The 13647-nt window shown below is 72.8% G+C and carries 11 protein-coding genes and 1 pseudogene; 1 reads left to right on the top strand and 11 read right to left on the bottom strand.

Features of this window, described 5'->3' with window-relative positions:
• The 4 genes and pseudogenes from AC5L3X_RS32930 to AC5L3X_RS32915 form a co-directional block, all read right to left on the bottom strand.
• A pseudogene (locus tag AC5L3X_RS32930) lies at positions 1 to 332 on the bottom strand (RNA-guided endonuclease TnpB family protein); the annotation flags it as partial.
• A gap of 75 nt (positions 333 to 407) precedes the next feature.
• The gene (locus AC5L3X_RS32925; RefSeq protein ID WP_494862221.1) at positions 408 to 833 is read right to left on the bottom strand and encodes a hypothetical protein; all 426 of its coding nucleotides are present in this window, start codon (positions 831 to 833) and stop codon (positions 408 to 410) included.
• 135 nt (positions 834 to 968) lie between these two features.
• Positions 969 to 2369, bottom strand: coding sequence for an MFS transporter (locus AC5L3X_RS32920; RefSeq protein WP_494862220.1), 1401 nt, complete (start codon positions 2367 to 2369; stop codon positions 969 to 971).
• A 5-nt stretch (positions 2370 to 2374) separates the two neighbouring features.
• Entirely contained in the window at positions 2375 to 4165 is a 1791-nt protein-coding gene (locus AC5L3X_RS32915; RefSeq protein ID WP_494862218.1) for an alkyl/aryl-sulfatase, read from the bottom strand.
• A gap of 153 nt (positions 4166 to 4318) precedes the next feature.
• Between AC5L3X_RS32915 and AC5L3X_RS32910 the strand changes: the two genes are divergently transcribed.
• A complete protein-coding gene (locus tag AC5L3X_RS32910; RefSeq protein ID WP_494862216.1) occupies positions 4319 to 5056 on the top strand; it encodes an SDR family NAD(P)-dependent oxidoreductase in 738 nt (245 codons plus the stop codon).
• Positions 5057 to 5069: 13 nt separating this feature from the next.
• Here AC5L3X_RS32910 and hpnH read toward each other — a convergent pair whose 3' ends face one another.
• Genes hpnH through hpnC form a run of 7 tightly spaced genes read right to left on the bottom strand, consistent with a single transcriptional unit; the run spans position 5070 to position 13557 of the window.
• Positions 5070 to 6074: an adenosyl-hopene transferase HpnH gene (hpnH, locus tag AC5L3X_RS32905; RefSeq protein WP_494862214.1), complete on the bottom strand. Its 1005-nt coding sequence runs from the start codon at positions 6072 to 6074 to the stop codon at positions 5070 to 5072.
• Complete coding sequence (gene ispH / locus AC5L3X_RS32900) at positions 6071 to 7561, bottom strand: 4-hydroxy-3-methylbut-2-enyl diphosphate reductase (protein WP_189124460.1); 1491 nt, start codon at positions 7559 to 7561, stop codon at positions 6071 to 6073. Before ispH ends, hpnH begins: the two co-directional genes overlap by 4 nt.
• Entirely contained in the window at positions 7558 to 9474 is a 1917-nt protein-coding gene (gene shc, locus AC5L3X_RS32895; protein ID WP_494862212.1) for a squalene--hopene cyclase, read from the bottom strand. Before shc ends, ispH begins: the two co-directional genes overlap by 4 nt.
• A 1-nt stretch (position 9475) precedes the next feature.
• On the bottom strand, positions 9476 to 10540 hold the full coding sequence (locus AC5L3X_RS32890; protein WP_494862210.1) for a polyprenyl synthetase family protein: 1065 nt from the start codon (positions 10538 to 10540) through the stop codon (positions 9476 to 9478).
• Positions 10537 to 11874, bottom strand: coding sequence for a hydroxysqualene dehydroxylase HpnE (gene hpnE / locus AC5L3X_RS32885; protein ID WP_494862209.1), 1338 nt, complete (start codon positions 11872 to 11874; stop codon positions 10537 to 10539). The genes AC5L3X_RS32890 and hpnE overlap by 4 nt, the downstream gene beginning before the upstream one ends.
• Positions 11871 to 12728 carry a presqualene diphosphate synthase HpnD gene (gene hpnD / locus AC5L3X_RS32880; protein ID WP_225263235.1) on the bottom strand — a complete coding sequence of 286 codons (858 nt, stop codon included), beginning with the start codon at positions 12726 to 12728 and terminating at the stop codon, positions 11871 to 11873. The genes hpnE and hpnD overlap by 4 nt, the downstream gene beginning before the upstream one ends.
• A gap of 7 nt (positions 12729 to 12735) precedes the next feature.
• Entirely contained in the window at positions 12736 to 13557 is an 822-nt protein-coding gene (hpnC, locus tag AC5L3X_RS32875; protein ID WP_225263236.1) for a squalene synthase HpnC, read from the bottom strand.
• Positions 13558 to 13647 lie beyond the last annotated feature (90 nt).

Here is a 13647-nt window from a genome sequence, read left to right as displayed (position 1 = left end):
CCGGGGCGAAAGACGATCGGCCGGGCCAGCACCCGCTCACGCCGGGCGGAGCCGGGCCTGCCCAGATGGCCGTTGCGGACATGGGCGTGCAGGGTGGTGTAGGCGTCGGCGACCTTCTTGATGACGTGCTGCGCGGCCTGGGCCGCCAGCCCGTACCTGTCCTTGACCTGCCCGTAGACGTGCCTGCGCAGATCGTAGTTGCGAAACACCCGCCGGTCGTGGGCGAGCTGCGAGACCCAGGTGGCCGCGTCGTTGACCGCGCGCAACGTCGCCTCCAGCGCCGCCGCCTGCTCAGGCGTCGGCAGCAGCTTCACCCGCACCACCAGCTTCACCTCGAACACATTATCGCCAACCCCATGCCACCGGGATAGGAAACGAAGAACGCCCGGGCTGAGCCGCTCCACGGCCTACCGGTCACCGCACCGCTCGGGCCTTGGCGGCCCTCCCGCGCTGTCGTTTCCTCCCGGGCGTGAACGCCCAGGGTTCCACGCCAGATCACGCTGAAACCCGGCGATGAGCGGAGCCAGCTCTTCTCCGGCGTCCACCCGAGCCTGGTTCTCGGTCGCGATCCGGTTGTACTCCTCGTCCTTCGGCCGGTCGCCATGGCCGGGCGCGTCGACGGCCACCACCGCGAACCCGCACTCGGCCACGAAGCGGCGCGCACGGACCGGGACGCCGGGGGCCTTCTTGTGCTGACCGCCGCCGTGTCCCATCAGGATCAGGGGACGAGTGCCGGTGGCGCCCTCCGGCGTCCACAGCACACCGGGCACGTCATCGAGGGTGAAGAGCTGTTCGGAGACACCGTCGGACGACGTCTCGGAGTTGAAGCGCATAGCGTTTCAAGCCTTTCGGGGGATGCCTTCTGCGGGCACTCCCTAGGCCATGCGGGAGAGGAAGGCCCGACCTGTCACAGCGATGATCGGTCTCACCTCCTCGGTCGGCAGTGGCGCACGGCGGCACCGACGGTATCAAATCCGGCAGCGGGTTCTCTGGACGCGTTCGAGGATCAGGTCGTAGAGGGCGGCGGCCAGCGCGATCGCCACGAACATCAGCACCACCATCAGGCCGTGCCTGAACCCCCTCGCCCACCCCTGGCCGAGCGACCCGAAGAAGGTCGAGCCGACGACGGCGATGCCGATCGACGATCCCAGCCGCTGGCCGGTCTGCAGCACGCCCGCCGCGCTCCCCCCACCGGCGGGAGGCACCTGCGACAGCGCGATCGCCTGATTGGGCGAGATCACCAGCCCGCTGCCGATGCCCGCGAGCAGCAGCGGCAGCGCGGTCGCCACCCCCACGTCCCGCCCTGGTACGAGCTCGGTGGCGAACATGGTCAGGGCCAGGCCGACGACCACCGTGGCCAGCCCGATCGCGACCAGCAGCCGGCCCATCCTCGTCACCAGCCGGCCGCCGACCACCGACGCCGAGGCCGATCCCAGCGCGAACGGCGTGATCGCCAGCCCGGCCAGCAGCGCGCTGTAGTCGCGGCCGTTCTGCAGGTACAGGGTGAAGATGAAGAAGATCCCGGTGAAGCCGGCGAAGTAGAGCATCGCGATGATCGTCCCCAGACTGTACGTACGCAGCCGGAACAGCGACAGGTCGATCAGCGGCTCCCTGCGGTAGGCCCGCTCCCACGCCACGAACCCGGCCAGCACGGCCAGCGAGGCCGGGATCAGCAGCCACTTGGCGCCGCCCGGCCACTGCTGCGCCTGGATGAAGGGCAACAGCAGCCCCGTCACGCCCAGGCCCAGCAGCGACACGCCGACCGGGTCGAGGCTCTCCCGCCGGCCGGCCGTCTCGGCAGCCGGCAGCACCTTCCAGGCCAGCGGCAGCAGCACGATCCCGATCGGCAGGTTCACCAGGAACACCCACCGCCAGCCCTCCTCGTGGCCGAACGCCGTGACCAGCCCACCGCCGACCAGCGGCCCGACCGCCGTGGACAGCCCGATGGCGGCGCCGAGCGCGCCGAACGCCCGCCCTCGCCCGCCCCCCTGGAACATCTGCTGGATCAGCCCCGACACCTGCGGGTTGATCAGTCCCGCTCCGATGCCCTGGACCAGCCGCGACACGATCAGGAGGGGCATGTTGGTGGCCAGGCCGCAGGTGGCGCTGGCGAGGGTGAAGAGCGCCACGCCGGCCAGGAAGACGGTCTTGCGGCCGCGCGCGTCGCCGAGCCGCCCGGCCGGGATGAGCAGCAGTCCGAACGTGAGCGCGTAGCCCGACACGATCCACTGCAGTCCGTCCGCGGAGGCGTGCAGCCCGTCGCGGATCGAGGGGAGCGCCACGTTGACGATGCTCACGTCCAGCCCGGACATGAACGCCGCCACCAGGCAGATGCCGAGAGCCCGCCTGCGCTGATCGCCGTCGATCATGAGGGTCAGGGCGTGACGACGGCGAAGTCGGGCAGCGGCCCGTCGAGCACGGCCACCAGCCGCCGCAGCACCCCGATGTCGCCCTCGCGCTCGACCCCCTCGACGCCCCGGCCGGCCAGCAGGCCGATGAGCTGCGCCCGGGTCAGCCGCAGGGTCAGGTCGACGGGTCCGTCAGGCGGGTCGAACTGCTGCGTGAAGGCGCCGTTGGACAGTGTCGTACGGTAACACTCGCCGAGATCGGTGAGATGCCAGTCGATGGCCAGGCACTCGTTCCACGCCTTCGGCCCGTGGATCCGGATGGCGATCGAGTCGAAGATCTGCTCGACGCCCAGCGCCACGGCCAGGTGCGGCCAGGCGGCGCGCGGGCCGGCCGGCACGATGCCCTCGGCCAGCTCCAGCGCGCCCATCAGGTAGAAGTTGCGCCACGTGCCGTTCTCCGCGCCGTACGCGAGCCGCGTGTAGACCTCGGCCAGCAGGTCGCGCGCCTCCTTGTTGCCCTCGTCGGCGAAGACGGCGTGGTTGAGCAGTTGCGCGGCGAAGCGCAGGTCGCCCTCCTCGACGTAGCCCTTGGCGTAGGCCACCACGGCCGCCCCGCCGCCCAGGCACTCCACGTAGCGCAGGGCGCTCTCGCGCGGCGGGTGCTCCCACAGGTGCGCGGGATTGCCGTCGAACCAGCCCAGGTAGCGCTGGTAGATGGCCTTGACGTTGTGGCTGACCGAGCCGGAGTATCCATGGGCGTGCCAGACCCGTTCGAGGCCCGGGGGCATGCGCACGGCTTCGGCGATCTCGGGCCCGGTCAGTCCCTTGTTCATCAGGCGCAGGGTCTGGTCGTGCAGGTAGGCGTACAGGTCGCGCTGCTGGGACAGGAAGCGCGCGATGTCCTCGCCGCCCCAGGTGGGCCAGTGGTGCGAGGCGAAGGCCACGTCGGCGTGGCCCGCGAACATCCCCAGGGTGCCGGTCAGGTAGCGGGCCCAGCCGCGGGCGTCGCGGACCGGCCCGCCGCTGAGGGGCAGGATGCTGTGCTGGTTGTGGGTGGCGCTCTCGGCCAGGCACAGGGCGCGGCGGTCGGGGAAGAGGAAGTTCATCTCGGCCGACGCCTCGGTGAGCTGGAAGACCATGTGCACGCCGTCGACGACCTCCTCCTGCCCGGTACGCGTGACGAGGACCGAGGGCGCGATCAGCGAGACCGTGCCGGTGGAGATGGTCATGCCGACGCCCGAGCCGAGCTGGCCCGTCGGCGAGCGGTCCAGCGCGGGCCCGTACAGGTAGGCGGCCCGGCGCCTCGTCGCCGGCCCGGCGTAGACCTGCTCGGCCACCACCCGCTCCAGGAATCCGGCGGGCGCGAGGATCGGCACCGCGCCGTCGGTGACGCCCCGCACGCCGCCGAAGTGGTCGGCGTGCGGGGTGGTGTAGACGACGCCGGTGACCGGCCGGTCGCCCCGGTGGCTCCGGTAGAGGCGGAGCGCCGCCGCTGCGCACTCGGTGGACAGCAGCGGGTCCACGACGACGACCCCGGTGTCGCCCTCGACGATCGTCATGTTCGACAGGTCCAGCCCGCGGACCTGGTAGACGCCGTCGGTCACCTCGTACAGGCCCTGCCTGGCGCACAGCTGCCCCTGCCGCCAGAGACTCGGATGCGCCGTCTTCGGACATTCCTCCTGGAGGAATCCGTAGGAGTCGTTGTCCCAGATGACCCTGCCGTCCTCGGTTCTGATGACCGCCGGGGTGAGCTTCGCGATGAAGCCGCGGGCCGCGTCGTCGAAGTCGCGGCGGTCATGAAATGGAAGGTCAGCCATACTCAACTGCATGCCCGCAGGCCAGTACCGACATGGTCATGCGAGACCCTTCTTATCCGGCAATACGGACAAAACTCCCGGCGGTGCGTCGCGGTCGACCGACCGGCCCGGCGCGCACTAGCGTCGGCCACATGAGGTTGACACGTGGTCGTCATGAGACTTGACGGCGCCCGCGTCCTGATCACGGGCGCTTCTTCGGGCATCGGCGCGGCGACCGCGCGGGCCATGGCCGACGCCGGCGCGCGGCTGGTGCTGACGGGCCGTGACCGCGAGCGGCTGGAGGCGGTCGCGGCCGAGACCGGCGGGCGGGCCGTGGTCGCCGACATCACGACCGGCGCCCGCACCCTCGCCCGGCTCGCGGGCTCCGTCGACATCCTGGTCAACAACGCCGGGGCGGGATGGGCCGGCGACTTCGCGCGGATGCCGCCGGACAGGGTCGCGGGGCTCGTCACGGTCAACCTGACCGCCCCGATCGAGCTGACCCGGCTGCTCCTGCCCGGCATGGTCGAGGCGGGGCGCGGCCACGTCGTCCTCGTCGCCTCGATCGCCGGCGCGATCGGCGTGGGACGCGAGGCGGTCTACTCCGCGACCAAGGCGGGGCTCGTCGCCTTCGCCGACGCGCTCCGCGACGAGCTGCGCGCGAGCCCGGGGGTCGGCGTGTCGGTGGTGCTGCCCGGCGTGGTGGACACCCCCTTCTTCGAGCGGCGGGGCGTCCCCTACGACCGCCCCTGGCCGCGGCCCATGCCGCCGGAGCGGGTGGCGCGCGGCATCGTGGCGGCCATCCGGAACGAGCGGTCCGAGTCGTACGTGCCGGGCTGGCTCCGCCTGCCGGCGCGGCTGCGCGGGGCCGCTCCCGGCCCGTTCCGCCGCCTCATGCGGCGCTTCGGGTGACCCCCCGCAGCGGTCAGCGGCTCCGCACCGCCCTGAGCGTCTCCTTGAGTGAGCCCAGCGTGGCGAACATCGCCGTGGGCTCGTATCCGCAGTGCGCCATGCAGTTGGCGCACCGGGCGTCGCGGCCCCGGCCGTAGGAGTCCCAGTCGGTCTCCTCCACCAGCTCCCGATACGTACGGGCGTAGCCGTCGGCCATCAGATAGCACGGCCGCTGCCAGCCGTACAACGAGTAGGACGGGATCGCCCACGCCGTGCATGGGAAGTCGATCTTCCCCTCCAGGAAGTCGAGGAAGAGGGGCGAGTGGTTGAACCGCCACCTGCCGCGGTTGCCCCCGGCGAAGGCCTTGCGGAACAGCTCGCGGATCTCCCGTACACCGAGGAAGTGCTCCTGGTCCGGCGCCTTCTCGTAGGCGTACGCGGGAGAGATCATCATCTGGTCCACGGCCAGGTCGTCGTTGAGGTAGTTGAGCACGTCGACGACCGTCTGCGGACTGTCGGTGCTGAAGAAGGTGGTGTTCGTGGTGACGCGGAAGCCCCGCCGGCGGCACTCGCGGACGGCGGCGACCGCCTCGTCGAACACGCCCTCCTTGCACACCGACGCGTCGTGCCGCTCGCGCAGGCCGTCGATGTGCACCGTCCACGCGAAGTACCGGGACGGCTCGAACTGGTCGATCTTCTTCGGGATCAGCAGCGCGTTGGTGCAGAGGTAGACGTATTTCTTACGCGCGACGAGCTCCCGGACGATGTCCCCGATCTGCGGATGCATGAGCGGCTCGCCGCCCGCGATCGACACCATCGGGGCGCCGCTCTCCTCGATCGCTGCCACGGCCTGTTCCACGGGCATGCGCTGCCGCAGCACGTCGGCGGGATGCTGGATCTTGCCGCAACCGGCGCAGCCGAGATTGCAGGCGAACAACGGCTCCAACTCGACCAGCAGCGGGAACTTCGACCGGCGCCGCAGCTTGTTGCTCAGGATGTAACCGCCGACACGCAGGCTCTGGCGGACCGGAATCGTCATGACAGCACCTCCTTGGGAAGCGTGAACCTGGTGGTCTCCTGGGCGACCTTCCGCTCCTCGACCAGCACCGCGCCCAGGCCGCGCAGGGCCGTCACGACGGCGTCGACGAGCGGAGGCGGGGCGGAGGCGCCGGCGGTCAGCCCGATGGTCGCGACGCCCGCGAGCCATTCGAGTGCGATGTCGCCGGGGTCGTCGACGAGATACGCGGGTGTCAGGCGGCCGGCGACCTCCACCAGCCGCTGGGAGTTGGAGGAGTTGGCGGACCCGACGACGAGGACGAGGCCGGCCTCGTCGGCGACCGCGCGCACGGCCGCCTGCCGGTTGGTCGTCGCGTAACAGATGTCGTCCTGCGCCGGTCCCTCCGCGTCGGGGAACCGCGCCCGGATCGCCGCGGCGACCTCCTCCGCCTCGTCGGCGGCGAGCGTCGTCTGCGTCAGGTAGGCCACCGGCCGGTCGACGCTCAGCTCCGCGACCTGGCTCACGTCCTCGACCAGCAGCGAGTCCGGGACCTCCCCCAGCGTCCCCTCGACCTCCTCGTGCCCGGCATGCCCGATGAGGACGACCTGACGGCCGCGCCCGGCGAACCTGCGGGCCTCGGCGTGCACCTTGGCGACCAGCGGGCAGGTGGCGTCGATCACGCGCAGGTTCCTGCCGCCGGCCTCGTCCCGCACGCTCGGCGCCACGCCGTGGGCGGAGAAGACCGTGACGGCGCCGGCGGGGACCTCGTCGAGCTCGTCGACGAAGACCGCCCCGCGCTGCTCCAGCTCCCGGACGACGTGCTCGTTGTGCACGATCTGCTTGCGCACGTAGACCGGCGGGCCGTCGCGCTCCAGCGCCCGTTCCACGATCTCGATGGCGCGTTCCACTCCGGCGCAGAACGACCGGGGGGCGGCCAGCAGCACCGTCCGGGGCGCGGCGGCCGCCGCCCAGCGCGTCAGAACCGGGCCGACCTGGGTCAGCGCGCGGCGGGCCAGGTTGAAGCCGCGCAGGGTGGCCGCGCTCAGCAGCGGCGCGCGCGGGGTGTCGACCACGACCCGCACCGCGGCCAGCGGCCGGCCGTCCGCCGCTGCGGCCAGCGGGCCGGTCTCCATGTCGACGGCGAGCGCTCCCGACCCGGCGAGCCGCCGGCGCTCGACTCCCGACACCACGTGGTCGCAGGTCAGCAGCGGGCCGGTGCGTACGGACAGGCCGGCGCGGGTCAGCTCCCCGGCGAGCAGCGGCGCCGACAGACACGGGAACACCTGCCCGCCGAAGCGGACCTCGTTCGCCACCACGACGTCACCCGGCCGCAGAGCCGGGTCGAGCGCGCCCGCGAAACCGGCCACGGCCAGCGCGCCGGACTCCGGCAGGACCGCCGCCGCGCGCGCCGCCCGGCGCGGCCCCATCCCTGTCCGGATCACCCGGACACCCGTCGCGGAGGCGTCGAGGCCGCGCCGCACGGCCCACGCCTCCAGGCCCAGGGCGGTGCAGATCAGCAGCTCCGTCACGACGTCTCCCCCGGTGCCGACTCTTCCGGCACCTGGCTCTCCCCTGCCGGGCGGGCGCTCAGGTAACGGCCGAGGGCGCTGATCGGGAAGACGAGCCGGTACAGGTGGTAGTTGATGTAGAAGTCGCCGGGGAAGCCGGTCCCGGTGAAGTGCGGCTCGTCCCAGGTGCCGTCCGGGCGCTGGTGCTCCACCAGCCACCGCACGCCCCGCTCCACCACGGGCGAGCTCTCCCCGGCGGCGAGCAGGGCCAGCAGCGCCCAGGCCGTCTGCGACGGCGTCGACGCCCCGCGCCCGATCCATCCCGGATCGTGGTACGAACGCAGGTCCTCGCCCCAGCCGCCGTCCTCGTTCTGGTGGCGCGTGAGCCAGGCGACCGCCCGCCGCACGCACCGCGCCTCGGTACGCACCCCGGCCGCGACCAGGGCGGGCACCGCGGCGCCGGTCCCGTAGACGTGGTTGGCCCCCCAGCGGCCGAACCACGACCCGTCCGCCTCCTGCGCCTTCAGCAGCCAGACGACGGCGCGCCGCAGCTCCGGCGAGCCGGCCGGCCACTCGTACGCCAGCGCCTCGACGACATGGGCGGTCACGTCGGCCGACGGCGGGTCGATCACCGCGCCGAAGTCGCAGAACGGCAGCCTGGTGCACAACGTGCGGGTGTTGTCGGCGTCGAACGCCGCGAAGCCGCCGTCACGGGACGCCATGCCGACCATCCAGCGCACGCCGCGGTCGATCGCCGGCCGCGCCTCCGGATGGAGCGTCCGGCGCAGCGCGAGGACGACCTCCGCGGTGTCGTCGACGTCGGGATAGCCGTCGTTGTCGAACTCGAACGCCCAGCCGCCAGGCGCCAGCGAGGGCCGGCGCACCGTCCAGTCGCCCGGCCCTCTGATCTCCTCGCCGAGCAGCCAGCCGGCGGCCTCGGCGACGGCGGGATGGTCCAGCGGGACGCCGGCGTCCAGGAGCGCGTTGACCGCGAGCGCGGTGTCCCAGACCGGCGACTGGCAGGCCTCCAGCCTGCGGCCCCCGGCGTCCCGGATGGTGAAGCGGTCGAGCCCCTCGATCCCCCTGCGCATGACGGGATGGCCGACGTCGTAGCCGGACAGGTTGAGCGCGATCAGCGAATACACCCAGGGGGGCTGGATACCGCCCCAGGAGCCGTCGAGTTCCTGCCGGGCCACGATCCACTCGGCGGCACGACGGAGCGCCGCCGCGCGCACGCCCTTCACGGGCCGCCGTTCGTAGTGGTGCAGCAGCCGGTCGAGGCCGCGGAACACCCCCTCCCATCCCGTACGCGCGCCCCGCCTCATCCGGCGGCCGGTGCGCAACTCGGCCAGGTCGAACGGGAGCGGGCGCACGGGCCGGTGCGCGCTGACCACGGTGAGCGGGACGATCGTCTGCCGGGCCCAGCACGCCCAGTCGTAGACGTTGAGCGGCGCCCACGGCGGCAGGTACATCAGCTCGGGCGGCAGGACGGGCAGGTCCTCCCACGACCACTGGCCGAACAGCGCCAGCCAGATCCGGGTGAAGACCCGGGTCGCCTCGATGCCGCCGGCCTGCCGGACGTACTCGGCGGCGGTCCGCAGGTGCGGGGCGTCGACCGGGTCGCCGGCCAGCCGCAGCGCGACGTAGGCCTCGACGGTGGTGGACAGGTCGGGCGGCCCGCCGTGGAAGTTGGCCCACGTCCCGTCGGCCCGCTGCTCGGAGCGGATCCAGCGGGCCGCCTCGGCCGTGTCGTCCTCGGACCGGATGCCGAGGAACTCCCGCAGCAGCAGGTCCTCGGCGTCCATCGTCACGTTGGTCTGCAGCTCGCCCTTCCACCACCCCTGCGGGGACCGGAGGCCGATCAGGTGGTCGCACGCGGCGTCGAGGGCCAGCTGGGCGCTGGACGCGGACGGAAGGGTCTCGACTGTGGTCATGTCAGTGATCCCGGGCTGTGATGAATCTGGCGATGTCCAGGAATTCCTCCCGGACGGCTGCGGGCATCTCCACGCCGGCGAGGTGGCGACCGGCGGTGTCGAGCCGGTGTTTGGCCTCGGTCTCGGCCCAGGTACGCCCGCCCGCCTCGGCCACCAGCCGGGCCGCCTCCACCAGGTCCTGCTCCGGCAGCGGTTCCGGCCGCGCCAGGAGGTGGGCCAGGCGCTCGCCCGCCGCGCCACCGCCGGTGATGGCCGCGACGATCGGCAGGCTCTTCTTGCGGGCGCGCAGGTCCGACCGCACCGGCTTCCCGGTGGTCTCCGGGCTGCCCCAGATGCCGAGCAGGTCGTCGGCCAGTTGGAAGGCGAGACCGGCCTCGGCCCCGAAGGCCGCCAGCGCCTCGACCAGCTCCGCGGGCCCGCCGGCCGTCATCGCGCCGATCGAGCAGGCGCACGAGAGCAGGTCACCGGTCTTGCGCGCCGACATCCGCAGGCACTCGTCGAGGCTCACGTCGTCGCGTCGTTCGAACTCCAGGTCCATTCCCTGGCCCGCGATGAGCCCTCGTACGGCCAGGCTCAGCGAGCGCGCCGCGTCCAGGTGGCCGGGGCCGTCGCGCTCGACCAGCAGCTCCCCGGCCAGCGCCAGCAGGGCGTCACCCGCCAGGATGGCCTCGGAGCCGCCGAACACCGTCCAGGCGGCCGGCCGGTGCCGGCGCATCCGGTCACCGTCCATGAGGTCGTCGTGGAGCAGCGAGAACGCGTGCACGAGCTCCACCGCCGCGGCGGCCGGCGCGCACCGCTCGGCGTCGCCTCCGGCCGCCCTGGCGGAGAGCAGCACCAGCGCGGGCCGCAGCGCCTTGCCCCCTCCTGAGGAACCTCCTGAAGAACCTCCTCGCGAACCGCCTGAGGAACCGCCGCCCGCCGAAGCTCCGCCCGGCTCCTCGGTCCAGCCGAAGTGATAGCCGGCCACCCGGGCCGTGATCGGGTCCAGCCGGCCGACCGCCTCACGCAGGACCGGGTCGACCAGCCGCCTGGCCGCCGCCACCACGGCGGGCACGACCGGAGTCATGAGGCGGCCCGTAGTAGCAGGTGCCGTCTGACCAGTCCGGCCGCGTTGAGTCCGCTGCGCACCGCACCCTCCATCGTGTCGGGCCAGCCCGTGTCGGTCCACGCGCCGGCGAGGAAGAGCCCGGACCACCTGGTGGCGGCCCCAGGCCGGAGCGCGCCGCTGCCCGGCCCCTGGCGGAAGGTGGCGCGCCGTTCTCTGGTGACGAAGAAGTCGGCGAGCCGCGCCCGCCGTCCCTCGGGAAACAGCCGCTCGATCGCGGGCACGAACTCGGCCTGGATCTTCGCGGTCGGCAGGTCGATCCACCGGTCGGCGGCCGACACGGAGATGGTGAGGTATTGGCCCCTGGCCAGCCCGGCCACGCGGGTCTTGTCGAAGACCCACTGCACGGGCGAGCCAACGACGGCGGCGAACGGCAGGTCGGTGACCGGACGGTCGTAGACGACGTGCACGTTGACGATCGGGCTCGCGGCCAGCCCCTGCCAGCGGTCCTTGTCGGGCGAGGCCGCGACGGGGACGATCCTGGCGGCCTGTTCGTGCGGCGTCGCCACGATCACCGCGGACACCGGGATCCGGTCGCCGTCCACGACGATCATCGGGCCCGGCTCGATGGCCGTGACCTTCGCCGACAGCCGCACCTCGCCGCCACGCCGTTTGACGGCGTCCTGGGCGGCGGTGCCGTGCAGTTCGCCGAGCGGCGCGGCCGGAATGCCGAGGTCGGCGGCGTCGGCCCGGCCGAGCAGGGCGGTCCTGAACACCTTCACCGCCGGCCCGAGGGCCGCCTCGTCGGCGCCGACGTTCAGCGCCGCCATCGAGAAGAGCTCCCAGAGCGCCTCCCGCGCGGGATCGCGCTGGCCGTTGGCCGCCAGCCAGCTCGCCAGGTCGACCTGGTCGAGCGCCGCGTCCGCCGGGTCGAGCCGGGTCAGCGCGAGCGAGGCGCGGACCGCGCGCAACCGGTCAGCCGGCCGCAGGAGGGAGTAGGTCGCGAGAGCGGGCATCAGATGGAACGGCCCCGGCAGCGCCGTCCGGCGCAGGCGTCCCGTCCGGCCCTGCGGGGTGAGGACCCGGACGTCGAACCGGTCCTGCAGCCGCACCCGGCCGGCGCCGCCGATCCGGTCGAGCAACCCCCGGTAGGCCGTGCAGCAGCGCAGGAACACATGCTGGCCGTTGTCCACGAGCAGCCCGTCACGCTCGAACGAATGGGTGGCGCCGCCCAGCCGCGGGCGGGCCTCGTACAGGGTGACCGCGTGCCCGGCCTCTCCCAGGGCGACGGCCGCGGCGATGCCCGCGAGCCCGCCCCCCACGACCGCGATCGGAGCCGGCGGTGCGCCGCTCACGAGCGTCCGCCCATCAGGGCGCGGGCGGCGATCGTCGTCTTCCGCCACGTGGGCAGCGACGATCTGGCGGTCAGCGCCTCGACGGGGTGGGCGGCGATGCGGTCGAGCAGGGACCGGTAGATGCCGGCCATCGCGGCGGTGCACGCCGCGCTGCGCCGGTCGAGCAGGGGCACCAGGCGGATTCCCTCCTGATACCACTCGCGGGCCCGTTCGGCCTCGTACCGGACGAGCGCGGCCAGCCGCTGCGGCGCGTCGGTGAACCGGCCGGAGGAGTCGACGTCCAGCGTGCAGCCGAACCGCTCCAGATCCTCCGCCGGCAGGTAGACGCGGCCGGCCAGCCGGTCCTCGCGTACGTCGCGCAGGATGTTGGTGATCTGCAGCGCCACGCCCAGCGCGTCGGCCAGCGGCGCGGCGGCCTTGGGGTCGTCGGCGCCGAAGACGCCGAGCGACAGCCGGCCGATCGAGCCGGCGACGCATCGGGAGTAGAAGAGCAGGTCCTCGAAGTCCTGGTAGGTGGTGCCGCGCACGTCCGCCGCGCAGCCGTCGATCAGCTCCTCGAACGCCTCCAGCGGGATGGGGTAGCGGCGGGCCGCGTCGGCCAGGGCGTACATCACGAGGTTGTCGTCGTCGGGCCGAGCCTCGCGCAGCGCGGCACGGGCCTCCGACAGGCGGACGAGCCGCTGCTCGGCGGGCCCGTCGCCGTCCCCGATGTCGTCGATCCGGCGGGCGAAGGCGTACACGGCGCTGAGCGCGCGGCGCTTCGGCGCCGGCAGCAGCCGGATCCCGTAGGAGAAGTTCCTCGCCCGCGTGCGGACGATCTGTTCGCAGCGCCGGTACGCGTGGGACACGGTCACCGGTTCGTCACCTCCATGTCGCGAGAATGCGGAGCCACGAGGCCAGCGAACGGCTGCGGCGTGGGCGGATGGCCTGTCCCAGGACGTCATGAGCCGACCGTTCGAGCGCCGCGACGGTGGTGAGGCCCCCCGCGACGTATCCGGCGACCGCCAGGCGGGCGTATCCGGACAACGAGGCGACGAGCGGGCGCCCGTCCTTCAGCATCCGCGCGGCCCGTCCGGTCTGCAGGGCCACCACCTGGCGCAGCGCCTCCGGCGTGGTCGCGCCGGCCAGGTCGGTCTCGGCGCAACCGAACCGGCGCAGCTCCCGGCCGGGCAGGTAGACCCGGCCCCTCGCGTAGTCCTCACCCACGTCCTGGCAGTGCTCGATGATCTGCAACGCGGAGCACACCCGGTCGGACAGGGTCAGCCGCCGGGGAGCCGCCGCGCCGAACACGTGCAGCACCAGGTGCCCGACGGGGTTCGCGGACAGTTCGCAGTAGCCGAGCAGGTCATCGAAGGTGTCGTAACGGCTGACCGTCTGGTCGCGCCGGTTCGCCTCCACCAGCCGGCGAAAGGGTTCGGCCGGAATCGAACAGGTCTCGACGGTTCGCGCGAGCGCCCGGACGGGTGGCAGGCGCGGGCTCGATCCGGCGTACAGGCGTGCCAGGTCGGACTCGACGTCGCCGAGCAACCGCAACCGGTCATCCGGCGCGGCCTCGTCGCCCAGGTCGTCGACGAATCGCGCGAACCCGTACACGGCGAGCAGGTGCCGCCGGTAGGCACGCGGCAGCACTCGCAAGGCCACGGGGAAATTCTCCCGCTTGGCCTTCGATATGAAATTGTGCATGCAGTCCTGCTGCGATGCCATTGCTACGGAATCTCCACCGAGTGGTGCCACAAAACTACACAGTCGCCATTCATCGGCATCTATTACGCG

The organism is Nonomuraea sp. CX421 (assembly GCF_059358955.1).
Note: the sequence above shows the minus strand (reverse complement) of the source record. Positions and strands in the feature narration are given on the sequence as shown.